General features: G+C 45.5%; 33 protein-coding genes and 1 tRNA gene. 27 read left to right on the forward strand and 7 right to left on the reverse strand.

The annotated features are described in order from the left end of the window. Positions 1–58 precede the first annotated feature (58 nt). Together BLT91_RS21130 and BLT91_RS21135 are read left to right on the forward strand one after the other, a co-directional pair. Complete coding sequence (locus BLT91_RS21130; RefSeq protein ID WP_090824599.1) at positions 59–1,219, forward strand: aminotransferase class V-fold PLP-dependent enzyme; 1,161 nt, start codon at positions 59–61, stop codon at positions 1,217–1,219. A gap of 16 nt (positions 1,220–1,235) precedes the next feature. Continuing rightward, positions 1,236–1,727, forward strand: a complete 492-nt coding sequence (locus BLT91_RS21135) for a DUF4446 family protein (RefSeq protein WP_090824601.1) — start codon at positions 1,236–1,238, stop codon at positions 1,725–1,727. Here BLT91_RS21135 and yyaC read toward each other — a convergent pair. Further along, positions 1,702–2,325: a spore protease YyaC gene (gene yyaC, locus BLT91_RS21140; protein ID WP_090824603.1), complete on the reverse strand. Its 624-nt coding sequence runs from the start codon at positions 2,323–2,325 to the stop codon at positions 1,702–1,704. The two genes, BLT91_RS21135 and yyaC, sit on opposite strands and share 26 nt — an antisense overlap. 100 nt (positions 2,326–2,425) lie before the next feature. Here yyaC and BLT91_RS21145 point away from each other — a divergent pair, with 100 nt between their 5' ends. The 5 genes from BLT91_RS21145 (at position 2,426) to BLT91_RS21165 (ending at position 4,499) form a co-directional block, all read left to right on the forward strand. Continuing rightward, complete coding sequence (locus BLT91_RS21145; RefSeq protein ID WP_090824605.1) at positions 2,426–2,662, forward strand: putative Se/S carrier protein; 237 nt, start codon at positions 2,426–2,428, stop codon at positions 2,660–2,662. 18 nt (positions 2,663–2,680) lie between these two features. Then, positions 2,681–3,520 (forward strand): mechanosensitive ion channel family protein, encoded by an 840-nt coding sequence (locus BLT91_RS21150; RefSeq protein ID WP_254777051.1) that lies wholly within the window; start codon positions 2,681–2,683, stop codon positions 3,518–3,520. 47 nt (positions 3,521–3,567) lie between these two features. Continuing rightward, positions 3,568–3,783, forward strand: a complete 216-nt coding sequence (locus BLT91_RS21155; protein WP_090824607.1) for a DUF951 domain-containing protein — start codon at positions 3,568–3,570, stop codon at positions 3,781–3,783. Between the two features lie 69 nt (positions 3,784–3,852). Continuing rightward, positions 3,853–3,940, forward strand: a tRNA-Ser gene (locus BLT91_RS21160). A gap of 157 nt (positions 3,941–4,097) precedes the next feature. Then, a complete protein-coding gene (locus tag BLT91_RS21165) occupies positions 4,098–4,499 on the forward strand; it encodes a hypothetical protein (RefSeq protein WP_090824609.1) in 402 nt (133 codons plus the stop codon). Between the two features lie 75 nt (positions 4,500–4,574). Here BLT91_RS21165 and BLT91_RS31815 read toward each other — a convergent pair whose 3' ends face one another. The 4 genes from BLT91_RS31815 to BLT91_RS21180 form a co-directional block, all read right to left on the reverse strand. After that, the gene (locus BLT91_RS31815) at positions 4,575–4,778 is read right to left on the reverse strand and encodes a hypothetical protein (RefSeq protein ID WP_175532442.1); all 204 of its coding nucleotides are present in this window, start codon (positions 4,776–4,778) and stop codon (positions 4,575–4,577) included. A gap of 17 nt (positions 4,779–4,795) precedes the next feature. Then, complete coding sequence (locus BLT91_RS21170) at positions 4,796–5,107, reverse strand: glycosyl hydrolase family 28-related protein (protein WP_090824611.1); 312 nt, start codon at positions 5,105–5,107, stop codon at positions 4,796–4,798. 282 nt (positions 5,108–5,389) lie between these two features. After that, complete coding sequence (locus BLT91_RS21175) at positions 5,390–5,659, reverse strand: hypothetical protein (protein ID WP_090824613.1); 270 nt, start codon at positions 5,657–5,659, stop codon at positions 5,390–5,392. A gap of 25 nt (positions 5,660–5,684) precedes the next feature. Further along, positions 5,685–5,873, reverse strand: coding sequence for a YjzC family protein (locus BLT91_RS21180; RefSeq protein ID WP_090824615.1), 189 nt, complete (start codon positions 5,871–5,873; stop codon positions 5,685–5,687). A gap of 240 nt (positions 5,874–6,113) precedes the next feature. Between BLT91_RS21180 and rpsF the strand changes: the two genes are divergently transcribed. From rpsF to BLT91_RS21235, 11 genes are all read left to right on the forward strand, one after another. Continuing rightward, entirely contained in the window at positions 6,114–6,401 is a 288-nt protein-coding gene (gene rpsF, locus BLT91_RS21185) for a 30S ribosomal protein S6 (RefSeq protein WP_090824617.1), read from the forward strand. A gap of 34 nt (positions 6,402–6,435) precedes the next feature. Next, entirely contained in the window at positions 6,436–6,918 is a 483-nt protein-coding gene (gene ssb, locus BLT91_RS21190; RefSeq protein WP_090824620.1) for a single-stranded DNA-binding protein, read from the forward strand. Between the two features lie 23 nt (positions 6,919–6,941). Further along, a complete protein-coding gene (gene rpsR, locus BLT91_RS21195) occupies positions 6,942–7,229 on the forward strand; it encodes a 30S ribosomal protein S18 (protein ID WP_029196139.1) in 288 nt (95 codons plus the stop codon). A gap of 82 nt (positions 7,230–7,311) precedes the next feature. Beyond that, the gene (locus BLT91_RS21200; protein WP_090824622.1) at positions 7,312–7,650 is read left to right on the forward strand and encodes a cupin domain-containing protein; all 339 of its coding nucleotides are present in this window, start codon (positions 7,312–7,314) and stop codon (positions 7,648–7,650) included. 73 nt (positions 7,651–7,723) lie between these two features. Then, positions 7,724–8,035, forward strand: coding sequence for a MazG-like family protein (locus BLT91_RS21205; RefSeq protein ID WP_090824624.1), 312 nt, complete (start codon positions 7,724–7,726; stop codon positions 8,033–8,035). A gap of 6 nt (positions 8,036–8,041) precedes the next feature. Then, positions 8,042–8,956 carry a DUF2232 domain-containing protein gene (locus BLT91_RS21210; protein WP_090824626.1) on the forward strand — a complete coding sequence of 305 codons (915 nt, stop codon included), beginning with the start codon at positions 8,042–8,044 and terminating at the stop codon, positions 8,954–8,956. Positions 8,957–8,974: 18 nt separating this feature from the next. Then, complete coding sequence (locus tag BLT91_RS21215; protein ID WP_090824629.1) at positions 8,975–10,936, forward strand: DHH family phosphoesterase; 1,962 nt, start codon at positions 8,975–8,977, stop codon at positions 10,934–10,936. Continuing rightward, a complete protein-coding gene (gene rplI / locus BLT91_RS21220; RefSeq protein ID WP_090824631.1) occupies positions 10,933–11,382 on the forward strand; it encodes a 50S ribosomal protein L9 in 450 nt (149 codons plus the stop codon). The genes BLT91_RS21215 and rplI overlap by 4 nt, the downstream gene beginning before the upstream one ends. A gap of 549 nt (positions 11,383–11,931) precedes the next feature. Continuing rightward, on the forward strand, positions 11,932–13,296 hold the full coding sequence (gene dnaB, locus BLT91_RS21225; RefSeq protein ID WP_090824633.1) for a replicative DNA helicase: 1,365 nt from the start codon (positions 11,932–11,934) through the stop codon (positions 13,294–13,296). Positions 13,297–13,745: 449 nt separating this feature from the next. Then, the gene (locus BLT91_RS21230; protein ID WP_090824635.1) at positions 13,746–15,032 is read left to right on the forward strand and encodes an adenylosuccinate synthase; all 1,287 of its coding nucleotides are present in this window, start codon (positions 13,746–13,748) and stop codon (positions 15,030–15,032) included. 170 nt (positions 15,033–15,202) lie between these two features. After that, on the forward strand, positions 15,203–15,865 hold the full coding sequence (locus BLT91_RS21235) for a hypothetical protein (protein ID WP_090824637.1): 663 nt from the start codon (positions 15,203–15,205) through the stop codon (positions 15,863–15,865). Between the two features lie 29 nt (positions 15,866–15,894). Here the strand turns inward: BLT91_RS21235 and BLT91_RS21240 are convergent, their stop codons facing one another. Beyond that, positions 15,895–16,155, reverse strand: coding sequence for a hypothetical protein (locus BLT91_RS21240; RefSeq protein ID WP_090824639.1), 261 nt, complete (start codon positions 16,153–16,155; stop codon positions 15,895–15,897). A 272-nt stretch (positions 16,156–16,427) separates the two neighbouring features. On the opposite strand from BLT91_RS21240, the gene BLT91_RS21245 reads away from it, so the two are divergent. From BLT91_RS21245 to BLT91_RS21270, 6 genes are all read left to right on the forward strand, one after another. Continuing rightward, positions 16,428–17,981 carry a M23 family metallopeptidase gene (locus tag BLT91_RS21245; RefSeq protein WP_090824641.1) on the forward strand — a complete coding sequence of 518 codons (1,554 nt, stop codon included), beginning with the start codon at positions 16,428–16,430 and terminating at the stop codon, positions 17,979–17,981. A 126-nt stretch (positions 17,982–18,107) separates the two neighbouring features. Then, positions 18,108–18,827: a response regulator YycF gene (gene yycF, locus BLT91_RS21250; RefSeq protein WP_029196128.1), complete on the forward strand. Its 720-nt coding sequence runs from the start codon at positions 18,108–18,110 to the stop codon at positions 18,825–18,827. Positions 18,828–18,829: 2 nt separating this feature from the next. Beyond that, on the forward strand, positions 18,830–20,662 hold the full coding sequence (walK, locus tag BLT91_RS21255) for a cell wall metabolism sensor histidine kinase WalK (protein WP_090824643.1): 1,833 nt from the start codon (positions 18,830–18,832) through the stop codon (positions 20,660–20,662). Further along, positions 20,659–21,948: a YycH family regulatory protein gene (yycH, locus tag BLT91_RS21260; protein WP_090824645.1), complete on the forward strand. Its 1,290-nt coding sequence runs from the start codon at positions 20,659–20,661 to the stop codon at positions 21,946–21,948. The genes walK and yycH overlap by 4 nt, the downstream gene beginning before the upstream one ends. A 30-nt stretch (positions 21,949–21,978) precedes the next feature. Continuing rightward, positions 21,979–22,812: a two-component system regulatory protein YycI gene (gene yycI, locus BLT91_RS21265; RefSeq protein WP_090824647.1), complete on the forward strand. Its 834-nt coding sequence runs from the start codon at positions 21,979–21,981 to the stop codon at positions 22,810–22,812. 68 nt (positions 22,813–22,880) lie between these two features. Further along, positions 22,881–23,681: an MBL fold metallo-hydrolase gene (locus tag BLT91_RS21270; protein WP_090824649.1), complete on the forward strand. Its 801-nt coding sequence runs from the start codon at positions 22,881–22,883 to the stop codon at positions 23,679–23,681. On the opposite strand, the gene BLT91_RS21275 is transcribed toward BLT91_RS21270, so the two are convergent. Continuing rightward, entirely contained in the window at positions 23,650–23,859 is a 210-nt protein-coding gene (locus BLT91_RS21275; protein WP_175532445.1) for a hypothetical protein, read from the reverse strand. The two genes, BLT91_RS21270 and BLT91_RS21275, sit on opposite strands and share 32 nt — an antisense overlap. Before the next feature lie 180 nt (positions 23,860–24,039). On the opposite strand from BLT91_RS21275, the gene BLT91_RS21280 reads away from it, so the two are divergent. The 3 genes from BLT91_RS21280 (at position 24,040) to rlmH (ending at position 26,358) form a co-directional block, all read left to right on the forward strand. Then, complete coding sequence (locus BLT91_RS21280; RefSeq protein ID WP_090824651.1) at positions 24,040–25,263, forward strand: S1C family serine protease; 1,224 nt, start codon at positions 24,040–24,042, stop codon at positions 25,261–25,263. A 55-nt stretch (positions 25,264–25,318) separates the two neighbouring features. Continuing rightward, on the forward strand, positions 25,319–25,486 hold the full coding sequence (locus BLT91_RS21285; protein WP_090824653.1) for a CxxH/CxxC protein: 168 nt from the start codon (positions 25,319–25,321) through the stop codon (positions 25,484–25,486). 392 nt (positions 25,487–25,878) lie between these two features. Beyond that, complete coding sequence (gene rlmH / locus BLT91_RS21295) at positions 25,879–26,358, forward strand: 23S rRNA (pseudouridine(1915)-N(3))-methyltransferase RlmH (protein ID WP_090824657.1); 480 nt, start codon at positions 25,879–25,881, stop codon at positions 26,356–26,358. Positions 26,359–26,477: the final 119 nt, after the last annotated feature.

Raw genomic sequence — 26,477 nt, forward strand, 5'->3', positions numbered from 1 at the left:
CTTTCGAACAGAAAGATAAAACTAAGGTATGCTATATTTATGAGGAGAAGGTGAAAGTATGAAGGGTGTTATGTATTTTGATCAAGCTGCTTCTTCCTGGCCTAAGCCACCTGCCGTAATGGATGCGATGATGCAATGTATGCAAGAGTTCGCAGCTAATCCGGGTAGAGGAAGTCATCAAATGGCTGTGCAAGCAAGTAGGGTGCTGTTTGAAACGCGAAAAAATACCGCGCGCTTATTCGGGATTAGAAACCCAAATGATATATCGTTTGCATTAAATACGACCCATGCGCTTAATCAAGCGATCAAAGGCTTCGTAAAAGCAGGGGATCACGTGATATGTACCAATATCGAGCATAATTCCGTGCGCAGGCCGCTTGAATATTTGAAAGCGTCGGCTCAGGTTGAACTTACATATATCAGTAATGATGAACAAGGCCATCTTCGATTAGATGAGCTAAAGAAGGCGTTGCGACCTCATACCACGCTTGTCGTTGTCAATCATAGTTCAAATCTTCTAGGAACAATTATGCCAGTAGGTGAAATAGGAGAGATCTGTCGCGCTCATGGCGCCAAGCTGCTCGTAGACGCGGCTCAGAGTGCCGGTATACTGCCTATAGATGTAGGGGATATGAATATCGACATGTTGGCCTTCCCTGGTCACAAGGGCCTTCTAGGGCCTCAAGGGACGGGTGGTTTATACATTCATCCAGGCATTGATTTAGAGGCCTTGCTACATGGAGGCACGGGGAGTCAATCCGAGGTTATTCACCAACCCACCGTACGGCCAGATCGGTATGAGGCTGGGACGCAAAATACAGTTGGTATTGCCGGATTGAATGAAGGCGTGAAATTTGTTTTAGCTGAAACCGTTGAGAAAATTCATGAAAAAGAGTGGCGTCAAACGCAAATATTGATGGAAGGCTTACTGGGAATTGAAGGGGTCACGATTCTTGGTCCGATGCTTGGACAAAATAAAACAGGGATTGTTTCCTTCAATATCAGCGATGTGGATTCATCGGAAGTAGCCTTTATCTTGGATCAATCATTTCAGATTGCTGTTCGGTCTGGTTATCATTGTACGCCGCTCGCACATGAAGCTGCCGGCACTTTAGCCAAAGGTGCGGTTCGAGCGAGTATTGGCTATTTTACAACAGATCAAGAAGTAGATGCTCTAATTGAAGCAGTGAAAGAGATTCAATCGCAGTACGCGAAGTAGAAAGAGGGATTATACCATGGGGGAACTGTTTGGCCTGGATGGCGGGATTATTGTTTTAACATGTTTCGCGCTCATCCTTGTATTATTTATTTTCATATTAATACTTTCAATCAAATTATCTTCCTTGCGTAAACAATACACGCAAATGATGAACGGTTCAAAAGCAGAGAATATGGAAGAACTCATTATTGAGATGCAGAAAGTGTTGAATGAGCAAAAGGCCGAATCAATAGCGACTTCAGCCAAGGTTGAAACAATTCGTAAAGCGATGATGAGATTGAAATCGAAAGTTGCCATTCACCGTTATAATGCCTTCAATGAAGGTGGTAGTGATCTAAGCTTTACAGTTGCAATATTGGATGAGTATCAAGATGGCGTCCTTTTAACGGGTATACATAGTCGAGAGCAGATGTATATGTATGCCAAACCGATTCAAAATGCACAATCCAGCTATACACTAAGTCCTGAAGAAAAAGAAGCCATTAATCAAACTTTAAAGCAGCCGTAGCACTTGGCGTATAGGATTGCGTGCGACGCAAAGCGGAATGAAGGGCATCGCCAATAATATTGGCCATGTTCATAACTAAGCTAAGCCGCGTATTCTGCAGGACGAAATATTCCATAAAGCCACCTACATTTACAATTCCGGTAACATGAATGTCACCGACGGGAGGCAAATCTTTATTTACACCGGCGCCAGGTTTGAGAGGTCCATCTGCAACCTGAATACATCCAACGCTGGATACTTGACCAAGACAAGCATCGACGGCAACGATAAAGGGGTTTTGAAATTGTTGATGAATTTTATCCACGGTTTCGGATAAATTCATAGCATGGACAGGCTCATCTAAGGTGCCGAAAAGATGGAGGTTACGGAGGGTGGTCGTTCGATTCAAATGAGTGCCCACAAGCGGACCAAGTGAATCACCGGTAGAACGATCTGTTCCTACACAAATGATAACGATAGGTTGATAGTCTGGTAGCTTACTAAAGATAGAATGTAAATGTTTAGAGAGAAGAGAAGGGGTATCGGCATCATTATGCTGGATTTTCAGTGGGTCTAGGGCCGTATTTTTCACACCGTCGAAACCAAATTGGAATTTCATTATATCCCTCCAAAGTACTTCTTCTTTTTTTTACTAGTATATGGATAGATAGGGACATTTATACGTAGGGAGAGGGGGATTTTCCCTGGAACTTTCAGTTATGTTATTAGCTTTCGATTCTACGCAGCAGGCACTGCGTGCAGAAATGCTGCTAGAGTATGCGGATATCGAAATCGACATTAGGCCTACTCCGAAAGAAATCACAGCAGGTTGTGCTCTATCTATTGAATTTCCGGGAGAGAATCTATCACAAGTAAGAGACATTATTGACTCTGAGAATGTGGAAATAAGGGGTATTTATTTTAAAAATGACGATAAATATGTTACCATTGAATGAAAATAAGGAGGGCTATACGTGGCCTTTATAACTAAATTTTTTGCGGATTTAATACAGTGGGTACGTGAGCATATTAGTAAACCGGAAATGATAGCTTCGATATTTTGGATCATCGTAAAAATTATATTAATCTATGTAGTCGCTAAAATTTGTATTAAAATAGCAAATAAAACAATTGCTCATATGATGGCAGCTAGAGACAAATCTCCACTAAAATTTGATAGAAGAAGATCGAATACGATTGGAAGTCTCATACATAATTTAATAGCCTATACGGTCAATCTCATCTGTATTATGCTTATCCTTGGACAAGTGGGATTAAATTTAGGGCCTTTGCTTGCTGGAGCAGGTGTCCTCGGACTAGCCATTGGTTTCGGAGCTCAGAGTTTGGTAAAAGATGTTATAACAGGTTTCTTCATCATATTTGAGGATCAATTCGGAGTGGGAGACGTCATTCAGATCGATCAATTCAAAGGCACTGTGGAGGAAATCGGGATCAGAGTGACACGGATCAAAAGCTGGACCGGTGAGGTTCACATTATTCCGAATGGGAACATCAAACAAGTTACCAACTTCTCCACATACAATTCTTTGGCTGTAGTTGATGTGACGATTCCACTTCATTTGGATATTGATGAAGCAACGCAAATCCTCAAAGATACGGTAAAGCAAGTACAGCTGCTTACAGAGGACATTGTGAAAGAGCCCGAGGTACTTGGCGTTCAGATGGTGGGTACTACGGATTTGAAAATTCGCATTATTGCTGAGTGTAAACCGACAAGACAATTCAATGTCACAAGACTTTTGAATATCGAGATTAAGAAACGACTCAACATTACACAAATAGAAATGATGTAGCACAAGATGGTCAAATTGGAAAAATCGGAGAAGGCGGTGGCGGACGAATGGAGAAGAAGCAGTATCAACTTGGCGATATTGTGCAAATGAAAAAGCCCCATCCGTGTGGCACCAATGAAATGGAAATCATACGGATGGGTATGGATATTCGGATCAAATGTGTAGGCTGCAAACACAGTGTCCTTGTGCCGAGAACGAAGTTCGAAAGTAAGCTAAAAAAAGTACTGCGATCCAATACAGAAATGGAAGAAGAGTCCTCCTAAAGGATTCAGGAAAAACACTTGCGAGAGCCTGACTTTTTTGATACAATAAGTCCTGTTCTCGTTTTTCATGGAAAGGTACCCAAGTGGTCCAAGGGGGCTGACTCGAAATCAGTTAGGCGTCGCGAGGCGTGCGTGGGTTCGACTCCCACTCTTTCCGTACACTAGTCTATTGGATGAACTTGAAACAAATTAAGAGCTTTTTACGTCGGGTAAGACGTAGAGGGCTCTTTTGCTTTTGCAGGGATAAAGGGCAAGTAAAGGAAGCAAAATAAGCCCATATCTGTGCATAGGTAAAATGAAGGAGGTAGGATATTATGAGAATTTGGTTGATGATGGTTCTGGTACTGGCTGTAGTCGTTACAGGATGCGCTAAGAAGAATGAGGGAGGTACAGCAAGTCCATTACCTGGTACGACGGTAAAGCCTTCTGCAGGGGCTTCTGCGGCGCCTAGCGGGACAAGCGGTGGAGCAGTGGCAACAGCGTCTCCAAATGCAGAGCCTCTTCCACAATTGACGAAGGAACAGGTTGAAAAAATAACGATGACAAGCACGTATGATGAATTGGTGAAGCAGACAGGTTCCAAAGGAAAAATGGTCAAAGAAGAGAATGGAAAGAAAACATATGATTTTGCGATATCCAATCAACCTGGTTATTATGTAGAAATCGTTTATTTTGCAGACGGCAAGATCTCGGAGAAGAGGGTTTTTCAGAAATAAAGCACATATGAAGTAAAGTCCGCATAACCGGAATAGTTGTGCGGACTTCTTTTTTATAAAGCTGAAGTAATCGAATTAGCTGCTGCCGTTGGTCAATGTTATACAGGTTTGAAACATTAGAGTAAATTGATTTTGTACGAGATGATGATCCGAACCGTTACTGCACCAGATGCCATACCCTTGGGAATCGTAATCCAGCGTTCCGATGATGTTATCGAAGGTACAACTCTCCACAACTACGCGGCTAGAATCGACGGATTTGACGCCATTATCGATCATTGAAAAGGTGTAATCGGTTATGCGAATGTCGGTTGCTTGTGAACCGCGGATAGATTGAGAAGCCCGAATTTATTCATGGATGCCCGAAGAATGCTGTTGCTGCCAGCGCCCATTAAAGTGACGTTCGAGCTTACGCGTAGTGGCGTTTTGAGAAAGTACATTCCTGGCGGGAAGAAAACAATTCCGCTTGAGACAGCAGCGGAGTCTATCGCGTTTTGGATATAAGGAGCGTCGTCTTCATCAAATCGATGGTTGCCGCGAGCACCGAAATCTTTGACATTATAAATGAAAATGGTAGGGGCAGCTGCTTGCGCAGAAGCGCTGTTCATGAACACGTCCCCTGTTGCTAAAGCCAAACCTGCAGCCCCAAGCGTAGACAAAAGCTATCTACGGCTAAAAGAAGTCGATGAAGCGAGTGAATGGGTCAGGACAGTAGGATGATTCTCACGCGGCTGCCTATGGTTATTTTCGTCCAAAAAACTCACCTCATAGATGGATTGGTAGATTTAGTAAATTATAACGCAAAGCCAGCAGGACGGGTAGTACCTCGATATGAAAAAACCTCTGAACAATTGTTCAGAGGTAAGTCTAGGCTTGTAACTGTGAGACGATTAATAGTTCCTATTCCGCCTATAGCTGACGGAGAAACGGTCAATGACATAGCCGACAAGGGCCCATGTGGCGACTGTTAACGCATAGATGATGAGCATCCGAAACATGGAAATCTCATAGATATTCGTAAATGCGGATGCAAACCAAGCGGGCACACTGAGCGCATAGAAGAGCATGTAAAAGGCATCATGATCGTGAAATAAATAATGAATCAAGCATAGGGCTGCACCTAGGAAGGTAAACAGCCAGGTAAACGTGGAAGTTCTCATGGTGGCATTCTCCTAGTCATGGTAACTACTGCCTTAAACCCTTACGGTGCCATTTGCGATTATGGTTGCTATTTTCCGGGAATTTGTCACCCTTTTTCAACGTAACCGTTTTGGGATTGGTAATGCCCATGTGAAATGCATTCTCGCCGATTTCCATATACTCGCCGTCGTTAGGAACATGATCGCCAGCATTGAAATGTGTCCATTCACCCACTATGATCACCTCTTCTCAAGAATAACAATCGTGTTTAGATTACCCTTATAGAGGGGAACCATGTATGTATGACATTACCAGGTTCATCCTTCAACGATTGTGAGAGAAAAACTTGTAATCCGGCGTTCAATTTGCTATAGTATTCAGGTGCGAGTTTTGAATAAGAATCCTCGCTCCTTGCTCCTTTGCTTGTTTGACAAGTTAAATAGGAGCCGCTTAGTCCAAAAGGAGGTGAAATACATGCGCAAATATGAACTGATGTACATCATTCGTACGGATATTGAGCAAGAAGTTGTTCAATCTACGGTAGAAAAGTTCCAAGGCATCATCACGAACGGTGGGGGAGAAGTCTCCAAACATGACCTGATGGGCAAACGCCGTCTTGCGTATGAGATCAATAAGTTCCGTGACGGGCACTATGTGCTGGTACACTTCAACGCAGAACCTGCTGTTGTAACTGAACTTGATCGCGTACTTAAGATTTCGGATGAAGTTATCCGTCACTTAATCACAAACGACGTAGCTTAATGCATGCCAGTATTTTCGTCAGGGGGAATGTTCTATGTTGAACCGTGTCATTCTTATCGGTAGATTGACCAAAGATCCAGAACTTCGTTATACGCCAGCTGGTGTAGCCGTTACACAATTCACACTTGCAGTAGACCGCCCTTTCACGAATTCACAGTCGAAAGAACGGGAAGCGGACTTTATCAATATCGTGACGTGGAGGCAACTAGCCGAAACATGCGCGAATTATTTGCGTAAAGGTCGTTTAACAGCAGTGGAAGGACGTATTCAGGTGCGGAATTACGACAACAACGAGGGCAAGAGAGTTTATGTGACCGAAGTTATTGCCGATAATGTACGTTTCCTTGAATCTAGTAACAGTGCCAGTAGTCGTGAAGAAGGTGGATCAAACGCAAACGCTAGCTACGGCGGCGGAAGCGGTGGTGGCAATCGTGGCGGTGGATCGCGCGAGCAGCAGGATCCTTTCATTGATGACGGAAAACCGATCGACATTTCCGATGATGACTTGCCATTCTAAAGTAGAAAGGACTGAACAAACTAATGGCTTTCCAAAAAAGAGATAACAACAGTGAAGATCGCGGCGACCGCAAATTTGCTCCTCGTGGCAAAGGCGGTAAAGGCAAACGTCGTAAAGTTTGTTACTTCACAGTAAACAAAATCAAGCACATTGACTATAAAGACATAGAGACTCTTAAGAAGTTTATCAGTGAGCGCGGGAAGATCCTTCCTAGACGTGTAACTGGTACTTCCGCTAAGTACCAACGTGCATTGACAATCGCTATCAAGCGTTCCCGTACAATCGCATTGTTGCCTTACACAACGGAATAGGATTGACTTAGAAGGCAGCTGTATTTTACGGCTGTCTTTTTTGTTTGCCAAAGAAGCTGACGGGCGAGAGGAGACATCTATGATGAAAATCCACAAAGAGCAGGCAGAACACTACATATGGGGCGAGGTGTGCGATGGGTGGTATTTGGAGCGGGATGCAGACAGAACCATTATCCAAGAGAGAATGCCCGCAGGTGCCAGTGAAATCAAACATGTGCATCAAAAGGCGAAACAGTTTTTCTTCATTTTAAGCGGAGAAGCTGTGATGTGGATCGAGGGCAAAGACATCAACCTAAAGTCGCAGGAAGGTTGTACGATTCAGCCAGGTATCCCACACCAAATTCGCAATGAATCACTGGGGGATGTAGAATTTCTAGTGATCTCTACACCTTCTGCCGCGGGGGATCGAACAGCAATGTAGAGGCTTTCTTTTCTTATGCCTTTTTGTGGTATAATTAACACATTAGGCATTGTTGGATGAGGAGAGATGACGGTTGCTGAATAGGGAAAAGGATGTTGACCTAGCCAGACGGGCCAAAGTCATTGAGTGGCTCAAGACAGAAGTCGTAGATCATGTAGCTCATCTTCTTAAAGGCATATGGGAAGGCAGCCATGGGAAAATTGTAGATGGATTAGCCAGCTTAATTTCAAGTGGCTACATCCTAGGCAGAAGATTAGGTATTTCCTATCAGAGTTTAGACGAAGCCATTGTGGAGAAAATGAAGAAGCACCGCCAAGACGGCCATCAACTTGAGGATTGGTACGGCGACATTTCATCGCTAGAAGAACATTTACGTAAGAGGTGAGCCCGGTTGGGGAATCGAAGTTGGCAAAGCATCATCTGGAGTGCAGTGACGATCGTTATGTTGCTATCTTTGATGACGCCGTTTATTGTTTTCACATTTAGTTTTCTTATGGTTCCAGTTCTAATGTTATATGTAAAATCAAGCACGAGGCGTTTTGTTATTTGTTATGTGCTCAGCTTGCTCGTTGTTTATTTGCTTACCCAATGGCATGGGATCACCCTTATGTCGGTATCGCTGTTCTTATTACCGCTGGTTTTAGTGATGGGTAACTTATATAAACGCAAAGCAGCGGCAAGGTCTGTGCTGACGGCAGGTATCATAACGCTACTGGCCGAATCGCTGATGAGCCTCACGATCGGATATTCGCTCGGATTTGATCCGGTTGCGAAGTTCAAACAATTTATGATGGATAGTATAGCGAGCATGCCTCCGGGGCTTCGAGATATTTTGCCGAAAGATCAGGATTGGTATGTGAATTTCATTGTGCAAGTGATTCCTTTGTATTTGATCTTCGTTGCACTGTTCTACACATTTGTGACCCATGGAATTAGCCGTTGGCTGCTTAACAAAACAGGCGAAGGGATTCCGGGATTGCGCCCGATGCGGGAATGGATGCTGCAGAAATCGTTGGTCTGGATCTATCTGATCGTGTTTGTCTTGGATCTGTTTGTCAATCCGACTTCGATATCTATGATCTCTACGCTGCTGATGAATGCGATGCCGCTTCTCATGTTAGCTTTCACTATTCAGGCGATTTGCTTTCTATTCTTTGTTGCTCATGCGAACAAGTGGAAGCCCGTATTACCGATCGTAGCGATTGTATTAGTTTGTTTCATGCCTCCACTTTTTATCGTATATAGTTTATTAGGGGTATTTGATGTTGCGTTTCCAATCCGTGAACGGTTCAAGAAAAATTTATAGGATTAGGAGCTAGTTCGAATGCCGAAATTCCTTTTAAAGCGGTGGCACGGTCAACACATCGTGTGGATTTTCGTTCTGCTCATCATCATGACAGCCATTATTTATATGTTCAAATGGTGGTTGGGCCTTACAGCCTTCCTGATATGTGGTGTATTGGCGTACTTTACGCTTCAAGCGGAGACTGCTTTCCGTAGAGAGCTGAATACGTACGTCGGGACGATTACACATCGGGTGAAAAAAGCAGGCAATGAAGTGATGAGCGGTCTTCCCATCGGAATTATCTTATACAATGAAGAGAAACGCATCGAATGGCATAACCCTTTTGTTGCGAAAATGCTTGAGCAGGATTCCGTCATTGGCGAGTCGCTATATGATTATTTTCCTGACCTGAAAAGCAGAAAGGACAAAAGTGATAAGCTGGAGCTATCGATTGGAAAGTTTATTTATCAAGTATGGATTCGGCCTGAAGAGCGGCTGCTCTATATCCGTGAAATAACGGAGCAAGCAAATTTGGCCAAGAAGTATGAAGATGAGAAAACGGCGATCGGTATCGTTATGATGGATAATCTTGAGGAATCAACGCAAGGTCTGGATGATCAGACGCGCAGTATTATGCTGGCTAAAGTAACTGGTGAGATTACCGAATGGGCTCAAAAGCACCAGATTTATTTGCGCCGAACTTCGTCCGATCGTTTCCTCATTCTTATGGATCAGAAGTCATTGCGCAAACTGGAGCAAACGCGGTTTGAAATCCTAGACGATGTGCGGGATTTGACCATTGAGAACAAGCTTCCTTTGACGCTTAGTATTGGAATAGCTTCAGGGGCTGAGCAGCTTACGGAGCTTGGTCAAATGGCACAGATGGGACTGGATATGTCATTAGGCCGCGGCGGCGATCAGGTAACCGTCAAAGTTGGGCAGCGACTATCCTTCTATGGCGGAAGAACGAATGCGGTGGAGAAGCGTACTCGGGTTAGAGCAAGGGTCATCTCACACGCTTTGCGTGATTTGATGAAGGATAGCGATAAGGTAATTATCATGGGTCACCGGTTTCCGGATATGGACTCCATTGGTGCAGCGATTGGTGTCTTAAAGGCTGTGCAGGTTGTCGGTAAGGAAGGATACATCGTGTTGGAGGGCGTTAATCCCTCGATTCAGAAGGTCATGGAGACGATTGCTCAAGATGAGCGGCTGCATCGTTGGTTCATTACACCCGAACAAGCGATGCAGATTATGACACAGCGCTCGCTTGCGGTCGTTGTGGATACACATAAAGCCTCGATGGTGGCTGAGCCGAAGCTCCTGCAGCAGACACACAGGGTCGTGGTGATCGATCACCACCGACGCAGTGAGGAGTTCATCCATGACGCGACGCTCGTCTATATGGAGCCTTACGCGTCCTCTACGTGCGAGCTTGTGACGGAGCTGCTCCAGTACATCAATGAGAAGCTCACGATGGAAGTATTGGAGGCAACGGCGCTTCTGGCCGGTATCGTCGTTGATACCAAAAGTTTCAGCCTCCGCACAGGGGCGAGAACCTTCGAAGCCGCCTCCTATTTGCGCCGAAATGGGGCAGATTCCGCTCTCATTCAGCGTTTGATGAAGGAAGATCTCGATTCCTATATCGCGAGAGCGGAAGTGATGAAACACACGGAAACGATTCACGAGCATATCGCATTGGCAGTTGCTGAGTCAAATCGCAAATATTCACAGTTGATGATTGCGCAAGTTGCTGATACATTGTTGAATATGACGAATATTATGGCATCCTTTGTCATCGCCGAACGACCGGATGGACTTATTGGGATTAGCGCCAGATCGCTGGGACAGATGAATGTCCAGATCGTCATGGAACGTCTGGGCGGCGGCGGGCATTTGACGAATGCCGCCACGCAGATAGATGGCACCTTAGAGGAAGCAACGAAACGATTGAAACAAGTACTTGAGGATATGCAGGAAGAGGAGGGACTATTCGAATGAAAGTTATCTTACTAAAAGACGTAAAAGGCCAAGGTAAAAAGGGCGAATTGAAAGAAGTATCTGAGGGCTATGCACAGAATTTCCTGATTGCGCAAGGACTTGCTGCTCCAGCCACACAAGGAACGGTTAAGGTGCTGGATAATCAGAAGAAAGCAGAGCAGCGCCGCAAGGATCAAGAGAAAGCTGATGCGCAGGCACTGGGTGAGAAGTTAAGCGAAATGACCGTTCAAATTAAGGCCAAAGCCGGTGAAGGTGGACGATTATTCGGAGCGATCCCTAGCAAGCAAATCGCAGAGGTTCTAGAGAAGCAGTACAAGATCGTGATTGATAAGCGCAAAATTGTACTGGAAGATCCGATTCGTACCCTTGGAGTGACGAAAGTTCCTGTGAAACTGCACAGTGAAGTAACGGCTATTTTAAACGTACAAGTGACAGAAGAGAAGTAAGAGGTAGAGGTATCGCAGTGGGAAGGAAGATAGATAAGAGTCCCTAGGAGGGGCTCTTATCTATTGTGAGGTTACACGGCCGTAATACCCAGTTGTTTAGTAGATATGATAATAGATATGAGACTTTAGAGACTTCTAAATCGTTGAGAATTGCTTGAAATGCTAGATTAGCAGTTACATTGGTTTTGACATAAGTACAGTACTCAGCAATGCATTAATGAAGTAATGATGTAAAAAGTGCACCTAATTTAGTCAAAATTAGCGTTTTCACACGAAATCATGCAAAAAGTGCATCTAATTGGGCGGAAACTGTTACATTCGGTCTAAAGTGAGGATATTTGATGTACAAAATACATGATATCTACTCGAAATGAAAAATAAGCTGTGATTTGATGTACTTTTGCTTGTAGTTATTAATAGCAAAGCAAGTTTATGAAAAATCGTCGAATCATAGGCTGAGATGGGCCGACGGGTAAAATGATAGATGCTGGATAGTCTTCAGCAAAACTAGTAAAATTAATTAACTAAAAGAAAGGCGGGTACAGTGGCATGAGCGGAGATAATATGTTTATGGATCGTGTACCCCCACAAAATATAGAAGCCGAGCAAGCCGTGCTCGGTGCTATTTTGATTCACGGCGAAGCCTTGATTACCGCCATGGAACGGATATCAAGCGACGACTTCTATCGTGGTACGCATCAACGCATCTTCGAGGCGATTGTAGAGCTTGCGGAAGAGCAGGAGCCTGTAGATCTGATTACACTCACATCGCGATTACAGAACAAGCAGCAGCTTGAAGAGATCGGTGGCGTGACGTATCTTTCCGAGCTGGCGAATGCGGTTCCGACGGCAGCGAACATCGACTATTACGCGGCAATCGTCGAGGAAAAGTCGATGCTGCGCCGCCTTATCCGCACAGCGACCCAAATCGTTTCCAATGGTTATGCCAATGAGGACGATGTAGGGTCGATGCTTAGCGAGGCAGAGGCTAAGATCCTCGAGATCTCGCAGCGCCGCAGCTCGAGCGGCTTCGTGGTCATTCGTGATGTGCTCATGGAAGTATTCGAGAAAGTGGAGCTGCTTTACTCGAATAAGGGAGGGTCAACGGGGATCCCTTCGGGCTTCATTGACCTCGACAAGATGACGTCCGGCTTCCAGCGCTCGGACCTTGTGATCTTGGCCGCTCGTCCTTCCGTCGGTAAAACCGCGTTCGCGCTAAACGTTGCGCAGAATGTAGGCGTACGAGCTAAGGAAACCGTGGCGATCTTCTCTCTGGAGATGGGCGCGGCGCAGCTCGTACAGCGTATGATCTGCGCGGAAGCTAACGTCGACGCGAACCGTATGCGGACGGGTTATCTCGAGGGCGACGACTGGGAGAAGCTGACGATGGCGATCGGCGCCTTGTCCGAGGCGAATATCTACATCGATGATTCACCGTCGATTACGGTCGCGGATATTCGCGCGAAGTGTCGTCGTCTGCAGCAGGAGAAGGGGCTCGGCATGATCCTCATCGACTACCTGCAGCTGATTGCCGGCCGCGGCAAAGGCGACAACCGTCAGCAGGAGGTCTCTGAGATCTCCCGTACGCTGAAGCAAATCGCACGTGAACTCAACGTTCCAGTTATTGCCCTCTCGCAGCTGAGCCGGGGTGTAGAGCAGCGGCAGGACAAGCGTCCGATGATGTCTGACCTTAGGGAATCGGGCTCTATTGAGCAAGATGCCGACATCGTAGCGTTCCTATACCGGGACGATTACTACGATAAAGAATCCGAGAAGAAGAATATTATCGAGATTATTATTGCTAAACAGCGTAACGGTCCCGTAGGAACCGTAGAGCTGGCTTTCTTGAAGCAATTCAATAAGTTCGTGAATATGGATCGAAGTCATCAAGAAGCGGCAGCCGGGCAGTATTAACGGCTGCTTTTTTCCTTTTTTTCAGTGGTTTTGCAGGGCTAACTGATTAGTTTGCGCAATATCCGAACAATTATACAGGCACCTGTGTAATTGTTCGTTTTTCATTGACTTTGATTAGGGGGACTGCTACACTAGAGACGGTGAAAAAAACCTTGGTCGAATGCCTGCTCCAAGCAAGGTAACTTCGAGTTAAGGTCGTTTTTCATGCCGAAAGGTAGGTCCCCTTCCTGCAGATCACTGCCGAAGAGACCTAGATGATCTTCGGTGAGTAAGTTCTCTGCCCCGTTTTTATCAATTCTATGACGGTGTAGAGGTATTTGCATTGCCAGGGGAAAGTACGATGGACGCTGATTGCTTTAGCGCTTTAATGAAGTCCAACTTTTCTCTGTGGTATTAAAGCCATAACGGCTCATTATGGGTGACTCGTCACCGTACGGAGGTAAGTGCATATGTCAACGGTTGTTGTTGTCGGTACGCAATGGGGAGATGAAGGTAAAGGTAAAATCACGGATTTCTTAGCGGAGTCTGCTGAGGTCGTCGCTCGTTATCAAGGTGGTAACAATGCAGGCCATACGATCATTATTAGCGGGAAAAAGTATAAGCTAACGATGATTCCTTCTGGTATTTTTTACAAAGATAAAGCTTGTGTAATTGGGAATGGGATGGTTATTAACCCAGCTGCACTCATTGAAGAAATAAACTACATTCATGATAATGGTTTTACGACGACGAACCTGAACATCAGTGACCGCGCGCATGTGATTATGCCGTATCATTTGTTGATGGATGGTCTGGAAGAAGATCGCAAAGGTGATAGTAAAATTGGCACGACCCGCAAAGGGATCGGACCTTGTTATATGGATAAAGCAGCTCGTAACGGCATTCGTATCGCTGATTTGATGGATGCGGAAGAGTTTGAATTAAAGCTTAGACGCATCGTTGCAGAGAAAAATGTTGTGATTGAACAAGTGTATGGTTCGAAAGGCCTCGATGTAGAGCCGATTCTCAAAGAATATCTCGAATACGCGGAAGTAATTCGTCCGTATGTAACGGATACGTCGGTTGTATTGAACCAATACATTGATCAAGGACGCAGAGTGCTGTTCGAAGGCGCACAAGGCGTTATGTTGGATATTGACCAAGGCACATACCCGTATGTTACCTCCTCGAACCCAACCGCAGGCGGTGTATGTATCGGTTCCGGTGTAGGCCCAACGAAGATCCACAACATCATTGGTGTGGCAAAAGCTTACACGACGCGTGTTGGCGATGGTCCATTTCCTACAGAACTGAACAATGAAATCGGCGCTTGGATTCGTGAAAAAGGCTTTGAATACGGTACAGTTACAGGTCGTCCGCGTCGTGTGGGTTGGTTTGACAGTGTTGTTGTCCGTCACGCAAGACGTGTTAGCGGCATCACGGGTCTATCTCTTAACTCCATCGACGTTCTAACAGGGCTTGAAACAGTTAAAATTTGCACAGGCTACATGTACCGCGGACAGCTAATTGAGCACTACCCAGCTAGCTTGAAAGCTATCTCCGAGTGTGAAGCAGTGTACGAAGAGCTTCCGGGTTGGACAGAAGATGTATCCGGTGCGCGAAACCTGAGTGATCTGCCTGAGAATGCCAGACATTACATTGAGCGTGTATCACAGCTGACTGGTATTCCAATCGCGATTTTCTCCGTAGGCCGTAACCGTGAGCAAACGAACTTGGTTCGTCCAATCTATGCATAAAAATAAAAAGATGAGGCGAGATTTTCGCTTCAGATGAACGAATAAACATAAAATCCTCTAGGCTGTTTTGCTGCTTAGAGGATTTCTTTTTATCTAATGGGATTTAATGGAGATGAATTCGTCAATACTGGAGGGAGGAATATGATTACGCGCCAGGAGTGATACCGAGAATGAAATTAATAACGTGGTTGAGTAAAATCGTCATTGGAACTGTTTTAATTACATCGATAACGATGTTTACGACATGGTATGTCGTAAACATGTATGTGGAGGATATATTTCGACAATATCAGATCCCAGCCTTGGGTAAAAAGATTCAATTTAGTGAATTTGCTGCAAGATTGGCAGGGGAGCTGAATATAGTTATGCGTAGAGACGGGGGGAACCAAGCAGCCCAGGTGCAAACACCAACGCCATCGAAGCCAGTTCCTAATCCCAGCCCGTCTGGAAGTCTGCCTAACCGTGGTTCTAACGATCAACTTCCTACTGGTGGAATGCGTTCGGACACTGGAGCGGATACTTCCCAAGGAGTTAAGGATGATGCCGTAGCTGTCATGGGGCGATCACAAAGTGATGCAAACGAGCAGAAGAAGGAACTTGTCATGTCGACCGAGGATTTCGCTAAAAAGAAAGAAGCGCTATCCAGCGACGATAAGATGAAAATTTTTTCTCTTGTTGTTGCTAAGCTACCGCAAAGTGAAGTGCAGCATCTATCGGTTTTGCTGGAAAATGGGATCACCACAGATGAGTTAAAGCAAGTCAATGATACACTCAAAAAGTATTTAAGTGACAAGGAATTGAAGCAGTTAACTGATATCCTTGGTAAATACTAGTCTCTACATCTGATAGCACTAAGAAAGCACTAATGGAGCTGTCCGCCATACTTAATAATCGTGTCCTCAGCTTGACGGTAGCGTGATTTTTCAACACTTACCGTGAGCTCAAAAGAAGGCTCAGTTGCAATACTGTCTACGGATTGAACGAAGCTGTCTGCGGGATAATGTGCATGAGGCTCTCCGCCATTATTGAATTTGATATCAAGGACTCCTTGCGATCTAAGCACCTCAGCTGTCTTTTCCATAGTATACCTATCTGAGAATGTAGCTAACAGATTGACTTCCATACGTTATTTCCCCTTTCAAGTTTTCGTGCAAATTCGTCATTTCTTGTAACTGAATGTAAAATCTCTTAGAATTCGTACAAAAAAAAGGAATCTTTAGCGTCTTCTTTTGGTTGTGGACACGAATCTATCACATGGATATCGAGTATTTTGTTGAAATAGGCAGAGAAAGTGTGTTAAATTTAACAAAAGGAAGACATCCTTTATGGATATTATGTCTAATCAAGGTTTATTTATGTATCTGCGGATGCAAAACCGTTCAAAGGGAGAAGATCATGACAGGTTTCAGGGGTATGCGCTTTGTCAAGGATCTCATAAAGAGATTCACGCCTAAGCGAGAAAGCTTGACCGGAAATGAATCAGTATCAGACAAGCATCTGGAAGAATCAACGACTACAACGACACAAACGACGCTAACGGTAATGAAACGACATAAATGGTCTCTTGTGCTGGGAGTTAGCGTTATCGTTCTAACAGCGGTAATTACGTTTGCCGGACGTCAATATGTGCAAGCAGGCATGGTGAATGTGTATCATGTGATGCTGGATGGTCAAGAAATAGGTATCGTGAGCGATAATAAGATTATTGAAGAATATAAGCAGAGAAGACCGCAAGAAGTACAACAAAATTTCCCAGATGTGCATGTCGTGTTGAAAACAAACGGGGTCACCTACAGGCCTGAAAAGGCTTACAATCCCCAAACAGATGATTTGGCTGTTTTGGCAGCACTCGATAAGCTGTTAGTGCCGCAGCCGGTAGGTATTGAGTTGAAGGTAGATGGGAAAACCATCGCGATTGTGAAAGACCAGCAGACCGCTGACAAAATACTCGAGCAGGTAAGCGCACCCTTTGCGCCAAAAGCCAAGGAAACCTCTAAGGTAGCTGTCTTATCGGCAAGTTTGGGTGAGGATATCTCAACTGCGCCATCGGAACTCGAGAAGGTAGAGTTTGTTCAGCAAGTCGATCAGCTGGAAGTACCCGTCGAACCGAAGGATTTGGCTAACCCAGAAGATGTTGTTAAGAAGCTAAAGACCGGTGATGTACAGCCTGCGAAGTATACGGTTGTAGAAGGAGATTGTGTCTCCTGTATCGCGAAGAAATTAGGGATTACAAAGCAGTTCATTTATGATAAGAATCCTGGTATTCAGGATGATAAGCTGAAGATTGGCAATCAACTTGATGTGACGGTGCTCAAACCAACACTCTCTGTCAAAACAACGGAAAAGGTTGTACAGAATCAGGAGATTCAGTACGATACCGAGTACGTCAAAGATGATTCGCTTCGCGTAGGCGTTGTACAGCCGATATCACCCGGGAAGAACGGGCTGAAGAAGGTTACGATTCAAGTGACGAAGGTCGATGGTTTAATGACCGAAGAGAAGCTTGTAAATGAAGAGATCATTAATCAAACAGTCACGGCTAAGGTGAAAAAAGGAACCAAAGTGATTAAAGGCGAAGGCTCAGGGAAGTTCGCATGGCCTGTCGTTTCTCCTAGTATTTCGAGTACGTTCGGTATGCGATGGGGCAAGCTCCACAAAGGGATTGATATCACAGGAAACAAAAGCATCATGGCGGCTGACAACGGCAAAGTCACGGAAACCGGGTACAAATCCGATTATGGCAATTATATTATTATAAATCATTTGAACGGTTACGAGACGTTATATGGCCATTTGAGTCAAATCACCATCACCGATGGAGCGATTGTCGAGAAGGGCGATAAAATCGGTATTATGGGAAGCACAGGTGATTCCACAGGTGTTCACTTGCATTTCGAAGTTCACAATAATGGCGGTTTGGAAAATCCTTTGAAGTATTTAAATCGCTAATTATAAATAGAGGCAAGGTCAAACCGGACAACTCGGGGGCCTTGTCTCTTTTTAGTTGAATATATGATAAAATAGAGGCTAGTATGCAGGAAATAGACTGACTTTATGACTTAGGCGGTGGTAGGTTTGTTTGGTAAAATTCTCGTGGTGGATGACGAACAACCGATTGCAGATATTTTGAAATTTAATTTGGAAAAAGAGGGCTACCAGGTCATCTGTGCCTATGATGGTGGAAGCGCTGTTGAGCTTGCATTTTCTGAGCAGCCTGATCTGATATTACTGGATCTGATGCTGCCTGTGAAGGATGGGATGGATGTGTGCCGAGAGGTTCGCTCGAAGCTGAATACTCCAATCATTATGCTTACAGCGAAAGATACAGAGCTGGATAAGGTGCTTGGCCTAGAGATGGGCGCAGACGACTATGTAACTAAGCCTTTCGGCACTAGGGAGCTGCTTGCCCGTGTGAAGGCGCACCTCCGCAGACAGACAAAAGCACAGTCGGCTCCGAGCGAATCGGACACGCAACGCAACGGGATGCGGATTCATGCGCTATTTATCGATAACGACATGTACATGGTCTATAAAGATGGTACGCCGCTCGATTTAACGCATCGGGAGTTTGAACTTATTCAGTATTTGGCCAAAAATTCGGGCAAAGTAATGACGCGCGAGCACCTGCTGCAAGCGGTGTGGGGCTTTGAATATTTCGGAGATGTACGCACAGTCGATGTGACGATCCGGCGTTTGCGCGAGAAGCTGGAGACGGACCCAAGCCGTCCGGAGTATATTATGACGCGCAGGGGACTTGGTTATTTAATGCGTAGCCCTAAGGCCGGAGGCTTCTGAGCATGAAGGGCATCCGCTTCTTTCAATCGATTCAAGCGAAGCTGATTATTGTTTATGTCCTGCTCATTCTGATTGCGATGCAGCTCATTGGTGTGTATTTTTATAAGACGGTGGAGACGTATTTCAAGAATGATTTTTTGGCTTCGCGCAATAGCCAGGTGACGCTGTTGGCTGGGTTTGTGGGGTCTTACCTCACAGGTGATCAGGACAGCAAGAATGCTGCTGAAGGTAAGAAGACGTATGCGGATTTAAACGAATTCGTCAGCAATTTATTTTCTATTAATAATGCGGAAATTCAAATTATAGATGCGAACGGGAACGTTATTAGCACGTCGGTTTCAAATCATTTGAAGCAGAAAAATACGCAGCCCGAAGTCATCAGAGCGCTGCAGGGAATTAAGGATAACCAGCGGATTTTTACGGATGAGGACGGTTATCGGAAAGTGATTATCGCCAAGCCAGTAGGCAGCGGGGCGCGAGTCCTAGGCGCGGTATACATCATTGCGTCGATGGAAGATGTCTATAAGACGATCCGATCGATTAACCGCATCCTCATCTCAGGCACATTGATCGCTTTAGGGCTAACAGCTATTCTTGGCGTACTGCTCACAAGTACGATTACAAATCCGATCAAAGAGATTACGAGGCAGGCGACAGCTGTCGCAGAGGGTAACTTTGATCAACAGGTTATTATTCAAGGGACCGATGAGATTGGGCAGCTCGGACAAACCTTTAATTTTATGATGAATAGGCTCAAAGAAGCACTCTATCTGAATGAAGAAGAAAAAGAGAAGCTCGCTTCGATCCTGACGAATATGAATGACGGGGTCATTGCAACAGATGACAAAGGCCATGTCATCGTGCTTAACCGCAGGGCGAAGCAGATTCTGCAGACGGAAGAGGAAACGACGCTCGGTTTGGAAATATCCGAGGTGCTCGGGATTCCGATGGATACGATTCGCGGTTTCATCCAGGGGCATGTCAATACGACGCTGCTAGATATTGAACTTCCTGATGACGACGAGCAGCTATCCGTACGCATCACGTTCACGCCGATTCACCGCCGAGGTGAAGGGCAGAACGGGATTATTGCAGTGCTGCAGGATGTAACCGATCAGGAGAAGCTGGAGCAAGCGAGACGCGAGTTCGTAGCGAACGTTTCGCATGAGCTGCGTACGCCGCTAACGACGATCAAGAGCTATCTGGAAGCGCTCGACGATGGCGCAATCGAAGAGCCGCAGCTGGCATCACGCTTCATTAGCGTTACGCGCAGCGAGACAGAGCGGATGATCCGCTTGGTGACGGATCTCCTGCATCTGTCGAGACTGGATTCCAAGCAATCGATGATGAGTAAATCCACGACGCTAGTGAGCGAAATGCTGGAGGAGGTAGCGGATCGATTCTCTTTCCAGCTGCAGCAGCGCAAGATTGAAATTGTTATTCAAGTAGAGCAGGGAGTAACCAGCTTACTGCTTGATCGTGACAAAATTGATCAAGTACTCGACAACTTGGTGTCGAATGCGATTAAGTATACGGGCGATGAAGGGGCAATCCGGCTAGAAGCCAGGAAGATCGAGAAGGATGTGCTGGAAATTTCGGTTCAGGATAACGGAATCGGCATTCCGAAGAAAGATCTGTCCCGCATCTTCGACCGATTCTATCGGGTAGATAAAGCACGTTCCCGTAATATGGGTGGAACAGGGCTTGGTCTGTCTATTGCCCGGGAAATAGTAAAAGCACACGGAGGTTCGATCAGCTTAGAGTCGGAATTGGGACAAGGAACCCGTGTTATATTCACACTGCCGATTCAGCAAGAGGAGGAGGATGAGCTATGATCGAGAGTCTAAAATCCATCCTTCTTGTCGTCCTTATTGGGTCCAGCTTGTATCAAAGCTTCTTGCTAGCTTCGTATAATCCGCCGAAGATTGAGCCTATCCAACAAAGCAATTACGTTCAAACCGAGACGCTTGGGAAGCCGTCGGAGCTGCAGGACATGTTGTTCCCTGATCAGATTATCGTACACTTGGGTAATCAGCAGCACTCCGTTTTGTATCCTAACAATTACTATTACACAAGACTGCTCGATAATATTAAACAGCGCAGCTTTAAGGGCTTTCGCAAAACGTCGATGTATTTGGTGAATGTAAACTGGGAAGATGTCCGTACGAAACAGCAAGGCGTAGAGATACGGTTCCGAGACGGCATACCTTTTACGATTCTTCAGCAGCTGCTTCGTATTGAAGGCGAAATTCCGACTGATAATGATAAAGTTACGCGCATTTGGATTTACTCCAAGGGCAATAACGAAGATGTTCGTGCGTTCTTCTTTACGGATTCTCCGGGTGTTGGGTACGAAGTCATTGGTGCCGATTTTACAAGTAAAGACGTAGAGAATTTCGCTGCCTTTGGAGATCTTACGAACCTATATAAAACAACAAACAGCGGGGATTACTATCTCCCAATAAAGCCGCTTCGACTGCCGAGTTACGTGTTTAATTACAGCTTGTTGACGGCGGACCAATTGAAACAAAGTCTATTTGTTGATCCGGGTATCACACGTTATCTCAAAGAGCGCGATGGTTCTGAAATCTACACGGACAGCAAACGCGGTTTTCAGCTAAATCGGGACCAGCGGTGGATTACGTATTCGGATCCTGTTGCACCAGTGGTGAGCAAAAGTGAGGTATTGGAAGACTTGATGGCCGGGATCAAGTTTATTAATCAGCATATCGGTTGGGATGGAAAATATAAGGTTGCCCGTACGCCGCAAAAGCAGCTTTTCGACAATTATACGTTCACGTTTCGTCAGTACTATGAATCCTTGCCGATCATTATGGCGCAGCCAGAGGGCTTCGGCTCGATGAAAATGCAGGTTCAAAAGGGGATCATTTCCGGATTCGAGAGGTCTATGATTATTCCTGATCTGAAGTCCGTACAGCGGCGCGATGCTGAATTAATTTCCGGTGACGCACTGGAAGAAAAGCTGCAGTATTATCAGCGGAGATCCAGTATCATCTCTATATTCCCGGCGTATCGTCCGATTGTTTCGGATAAGACTTTTATGCTGGCGGCAACATGGACCTTGGAGCTGCGTGATGGCACGTACGATTTTATCGAATGAGTATTATCTTCAGGAAAGGTTGGTGAGATCATGAATTGGAGCCGAGCTAAAACGATTTTAATTTGTTCCTTTTTACTGCTGAATATGATTCTTGGTTTCCAGCTTTGGTCCACCAATCGTTCCAATCAGACGGAAATCGCTCTAGACACATCGAGTACGGTAGAAGAGCTGAATCGCGCGCTGCACAATAAAAACATTCGGCTAACCGACGAATTACCGACAGATCAGCAGAAGTTGAAGGTTATTACGGTAAAGTATGACGATAGCATGAAGCCCGGTGAGCAGAAGACGCTGAAAACGCCAATTAGCATGAGCACTATGCTCGGCAAAGGGGCAAGCAAAGAAATTCAAGCGCAAGCGGAGATTCCGCATTTTAACTTATATCAATTAGATTCGGCAATGAGTAAAAATGGTGTCTATGTTTTCACACAGTTGTATGGCAAGCTTCCGCTCTTTGATGTGAAGGTGGAGCTGAGCGAACATAACGGAGAAATTACCAGTTACCGTCAAGCCTACGTTGAAGTAGAATCAGGAGTAGAACAAGCGGAACAGAAGTTGATCCCAGCTCAGTTAGCTGTACGCAGCTTAGTGGACAATTATTTGAGTGAAGGCTCCATTATTACGGAGGTCAGACTGGGGTATCACGGACAGCCGTACAACTCACAAACGCAACCGATGTTTCCGCACTGGCGGATTACGATCGATAACGGAGATATTTATTATCTGCAAGCTTTCAATGGAGCGGTTGAATCTCCTCAGAAAAGCTCTGAATTGGCGCCTTTTGGAACGCAGGCGGATGGCGTAAAGCCAGAGAATTCTGCTTCTCCTGGGGATAAGAGCAAGGATGACAAGGATAAGAAATAGGGCAAGAGTGATAGTTAACGATTTATTGATAAATGAATGGCATGTGTATGCATAGAGGAGTAGGGAAGATGGGTATGAGGTTTACGGTGCTGTCGAGCGGTTCGACGGGTAATGCGACAGTGGTTGACAATGGTGAGACCAAGCTGCTTATCGATGTGGGGTTCAGCGCGAAGAAGATGGAGCTGTTAATGAAGGAACGTGAGCTCGCGGCGAGCAGTATTGATGCCATTCTGATCACACACGAACATTCTGATCATATCAAAGGGTTGGGAGCGCTGGCTCGTAAATATGATTTGCCCATCTATGCGAATGAGAAGACTTGGGAAGAGTTGGACCGACAAATCGGTGTGATCGCGGAAAGTAACAAGAGGGTGATGGATACCGGAGGTATCGTGGAATTCGGTACGATGCGGGTAGAGTCTTTCGGGATTTCCCATGATGCGGCAGAGCCCGTGGGGTATTGCTTTTATGAAGGGGAACAGAAGTTAAGTGTTGTGACGGATTTGGGTTACATGAGTGAGAAAGTGAAAGAAAAGATAACGGATTCCGATGCCTTGGTGTTGGAGACGAATCATGATGTTGACATGCTGCGCGTAGGCCACTATCCATGGAGTATTAAGCGTCGTATTCTCGGAGACAAGGGACATTTATCCAACGAGGCAGCAGGGGAAGCGCTCTGTGACGTGATGACGAACAAGACGAAGTCCGTGTATATGGCGCATTTAAGCCGTGACCATAATTTAATGGATTTGGCCAGGCTAACAGTGAATAACATAGTACAAGAGCGTGCCCCTGAAGCCAAACAGCTGCGGCTGATGGATACATATTTTGATCGTTCTACGAAATGGGATGTATTGGATTCGGAGTAAGCGCAGCGTCGATTTCTTTGGATTTCAGCTGTATCTCCTGCGTAGTGATGAGCCCCTTATCAATCAGAGTTTGAATGAGAGATGAGAGGACGAGGGACTGGTGGTAGTGGCTATCTTTGAGATCAGCAAGCTTGCCGATCATGTTGATTTCGTCGAAATGGGAAGGAATACGATTCATAATGAGCATTCTCCTTTGGTTTTCTAATTTAAAGTTGTAGTTAACTCTAGTAATTCGTTAAGAGATTTGGTTTACTATTATTGTAGGCAAGAAGCGAACGAAACATTCCTATTATTTGCAAAAAAACATTTCAAGGCGAGAGCGGCGTCATTTAATCCCGTCAGCGAGGAGGGACACCATATGAGTTTGTTTGATGATGATTTTTATTCAACCAAAAGATCCAGGCAGCGACCGCAGTCTTGGCGTCCTAAAGGATCAGGGCGATTTGCGAACTTTACGGAGCGTAGACGAAATGTAGCCCTCATAGCGGGGGTCGGCGGAGCGCTGGCCATGCTTTTGCTGGTCGGGGTAGTTGGCGGCTTCGGGAAAAGTGGAACGAGTACAGATGCGCTAGCTATACCAGCTTCTGTGGCTAAGCCTGAGGCTCATCCGATGAACATCAACGATTCGGTCGTGGCGGCTACGGAGAAAATTAAGCCATCCGTGGTCAGTGTTATTTCCTCGAAGAAGGATGAAAAAGGCCAAGAAACCGGGCTAGGGATCGGATCGGGTGTTATTTTCGCACGGAATGGTGATAAAGTGCGAATTGTTACAAATAGCCATGTCGTTGAAAACGGAAACCAGTTCGAAATGGTTAATTATCAAGGTGAACACCGCAAAGCAACCCTCATCGGACGGGATCGGATTACGGATTTGGCTGTTTTGGAAGCGGATGGAAAAGATATTAAAATACTTGCTGAGTTCGGTGACTCTGATACGCTGCGTGCGGGGGAGATGGCGATTGCAGTAGGTAACCCGCTTGGACTTGGATTCTCCCCGACGGTTACGCAAGGTATCATTTCTTCGCCAAAGCGAACGATACCGGTTTCACTCTCACGTGAAGGCACGGATTACGACTGGGAAATGGATGTTATCCAAACGGATGCGGCAATCAACCAAGGAAACAGCGGCGGACCATTGGTTAATATCGATGGTAAGGTAATTGGAATTAATTCCATGAAGATATCGGATACAGGTGTGGAAGGGTTAGGTTTTGCCATTCCTATCAACAGTGTAAAGCCGATTATCGAGAACCTGATCACGGATCACAAGGTGAAAAGACCGTTAATGGGTGTATCCACGCAGGAACTGCAAGCATTTAAAGGTACAGATGTATTAAAGCTACCTGCAGATGTGAAAACTGGAGTTATCGTCTTCGAAGTATCCGGACCTGCCAAAGAAGCGGGCATTAAAGCGCAGGACGTCATTGTGCAATTAGATGACCGCAAAATTGACAGCACGATCTCACTGCGGAAATATTTGTACAACGAGAAACGAATTGGCGATAAAGTGAACGTAGTGTACTACCGCGGCGGCAAGAAACTGAGTGCGGTGATCACGTTAGTGGAAGCGACGGATAAATGATTTATATGATTCGAGATCAGTGTATATAGAAACATTGCGGATGAGAGGTAAATGCATGCATGTAGTTTGTAAAGATCATGTGGAAATCGCGATTGATGAGTTTGTCGATGAGTATGAGGAAGCACCGGACGTTGTGGACTTACAGAAAACCCACTTCGCCAATTGGGATCCTCCGACGCACTGCGAGCATTGCAAGGAGATAGCGCGATTTCTAGTTGTATGAGGAAGGCGGATGCCTTCCTTTTTTGTATTTTGGATGGGAATAGGAAGTAGAGGAGATCAGGTAATGAAAAGAGTAAGCGATAGAGAAGATCGAGAATAAGAGAAGAGATGAGAAAAGATGATAAGAGAAGAGAAGAGAAGAGAAGAGATAATGAAAAAGATGAGATTCTGTTGCATAACTGCAATGGAATCTCTTGAAAAAGGATGGTTAAAAGGGATTCGTTGCACAACGTACAATGGAATTGATGGGAAAGGCTTGTTAGATCGTTTAGGGGGCCATTCTATTGCACGAAATGCAATGGAATACTCCATATGCGGCCAATACTTGGAGCTCTATTGTACATAATGCAAGGGAGTAGATCGGAATAGAGAAAATAGAAGGAAGGGTCGTTTATGCATATACAGATATTAACGGTTGGGAAATTGAAGGAGCGCTATCTCGTGGATGGGATAGCGGAGTATGTGAAGCGCCTTGGGCCATATGCCAAGGTACAGATGATTGAGGTGCCGGATGAGAAGGCACCAGAGAACATGAGCCCTGCTGAGGAGCAGCAGGTCAAGGCTCGAGAGGGCGAGCGGCTTTTGGCCAAGCTCGCCGCGGATGTGTACGTCGTGGCGTTGGCCATCGACGGCGAGATGTGGTCTAGCGAGCAGCTGGCAGCCTCGCTAGATAAGTTGGCCACCTATGGGCGAAGCCAGGTGGCCTTCGTGATCGGCGGCTCGCTGGGGCTCTCAAGCGAGCTGCTGCGCCGTGCGGACATGCGGCTGTCTTTTGGCCACATGACGCTGCCGCACCAGCTGATGCGGCTGGTGCTGGTGGAGCAGATTTATCGCGCGATGCGGATAAATCGTGGGGAACCTTACCACAAGTAACGGCGAAAAATGTAAGTGGAGCACTCAAACATCGAGCAATAATTATTGTGAGTTGCGAGTTTGTAATTGCTGACTGTGCAAGAATTGTACATGTTATAAAAAATAATTAAAACTTAGTG

The organism is Paenibacillus sp. yr247 (assembly GCF_900103825.1).
Lineage (GTDB): Bacteria > Bacillota > Bacilli > Paenibacillales > NBRC-103111 > Paenibacillus_E.

Bases quoted from the DNA above. Each gene is read 5' to 3' on its own strand.
- walK (WP_090824643.1), top strand. From the start codon at position 18,830: ATGAAGGGCATCCGCTTCTTTCAATCGATTCAAGCGAAGCTGATTATT.
- rpsR (WP_029196139.1), top strand. From the start codon at position 6,942: ATGGCTTTCCAAAAAAGAGATAACAACAGTGAAGATCGCGGCGACCGC.
- ssb (WP_090824620.1), top strand. From the start codon at position 6,436: ATGTTGAACCGTGTCATTCTTATCGGTAGATTGACCAAAGATCCAGAA.
- yycH (WP_090824645.1), top strand. From the start codon at position 20,659: ATGATCGAGAGTCTAAAATCCATCCTTCTTGTCGTCCTTATTGGGTCC.
- BLT91_RS21145 (WP_090824605.1), top strand. From the start codon at position 2,426: ATGTTATTAGCTTTCGATTCTACGCAGCAGGCACTGCGTGCAGAAATG.
- yyaC (WP_090824603.1), bottom strand. From the start codon at position 2,325: ATGAAATTCCAATTTGGTTTCGACGGTGTGAAAAATACGGCCCTAGAC.
- rplI (WP_090824631.1), top strand. From the start codon at position 10,933: ATGAAAGTTATCTTACTAAAAGACGTAAAAGGCCAAGGTAAAAAGGGC.
- BLT91_RS21170 (WP_090824611.1), bottom strand. From the start codon at position 5,107: ATGAACAGCGCTTCTGCGCAAGCAGCTGCCCCTACCATTTTCATTTAT.
- BLT91_RS31815 (WP_175532442.1), bottom strand. From the start codon at position 4,778: ATGATCGATAATGGCGTCAAATCCGTCGATTCTAGCCGCGTAGTTGTG.
- dnaB (WP_090824633.1), top strand. From the start codon at position 11,932: ATGAGCGGAGATAATATGTTTATGGATCGTGTACCCCCACAAAATATA.
- BLT91_RS21165 (WP_090824609.1), top strand. From the start codon at position 4,098: ATGAGAATTTGGTTGATGATGGTTCTGGTACTGGCTGTAGTCGTTACA.
- BLT91_RS21235 (WP_090824637.1), top strand. From the start codon at position 15,203: ATGAAATTAATAACGTGGTTGAGTAAAATCGTCATTGGAACTGTTTTA.
- BLT91_RS21245 (WP_090824641.1), top strand. From the start codon at position 16,428: ATGACAGGTTTCAGGGGTATGCGCTTTGTCAAGGATCTCATAAAGAGA.
- BLT91_RS21155 (WP_090824607.1), top strand. From the start codon at position 3,568: ATGGAGAAGAAGCAGTATCAACTTGGCGATATTGTGCAAATGAAAAAG.
- BLT91_RS21175 (WP_090824613.1), bottom strand. From the start codon at position 5,659: ATGAGAACTTCCACGTTTACCTGGCTGTTTACCTTCCTAGGTGCAGCC.
- BLT91_RS21200 (WP_090824622.1), top strand. From the start codon at position 7,312: ATGAAAATCCACAAAGAGCAGGCAGAACACTACATATGGGGCGAGGTG.
- BLT91_RS21270 (WP_090824649.1), top strand. From the start codon at position 22,881: ATGGGTATGAGGTTTACGGTGCTGTCGAGCGGTTCGACGGGTAATGCG.
- BLT91_RS21285 (WP_090824653.1), top strand. From the start codon at position 25,319: ATGCATGTAGTTTGTAAAGATCATGTGGAAATCGCGATTGATGAGTTT.
- BLT91_RS21135 (WP_090824601.1), top strand. From the start codon at position 1,236: ATGGGGGAACTGTTTGGCCTGGATGGCGGGATTATTGTTTTAACATGT.
- yycI (WP_090824647.1), top strand. From the start codon at position 21,979: ATGAATTGGAGCCGAGCTAAAACGATTTTAATTTGTTCCTTTTTACTG.
- rlmH (WP_090824657.1), top strand. From the start codon at position 25,879: ATGCATATACAGATATTAACGGTTGGGAAATTGAAGGAGCGCTATCTC.
- BLT91_RS21240 (WP_090824639.1), bottom strand. From the start codon at position 16,155: ATGGAAGTCAATCTGTTAGCTACATTCTCAGATAGGTATACTATGGAA.
- BLT91_RS21215 (WP_090824629.1), top strand. From the start codon at position 8,975: ATGCCGAAATTCCTTTTAAAGCGGTGGCACGGTCAACACATCGTGTGG.
- rpsF (WP_090824617.1), top strand. From the start codon at position 6,114: ATGCGCAAATATGAACTGATGTACATCATTCGTACGGATATTGAGCAA.
- BLT91_RS21280 (WP_090824651.1), top strand. From the start codon at position 24,040: ATGAGTTTGTTTGATGATGATTTTTATTCAACCAAAAGATCCAGGCAG.
- BLT91_RS21230 (WP_090824635.1), top strand. From the start codon at position 13,746: ATGTCAACGGTTGTTGTTGTCGGTACGCAATGGGGAGATGAAGGTAAA.
- BLT91_RS21275 (WP_175532445.1), bottom strand. From the start codon at position 23,859: ATGAATCGTATTCCTTCCCATTTCGACGAAATCAACATGATCGGCAAG.
- BLT91_RS21130 (WP_090824599.1), top strand. From the start codon at position 59: ATGAAGGGTGTTATGTATTTTGATCAAGCTGCTTCTTCCTGGCCTAAG.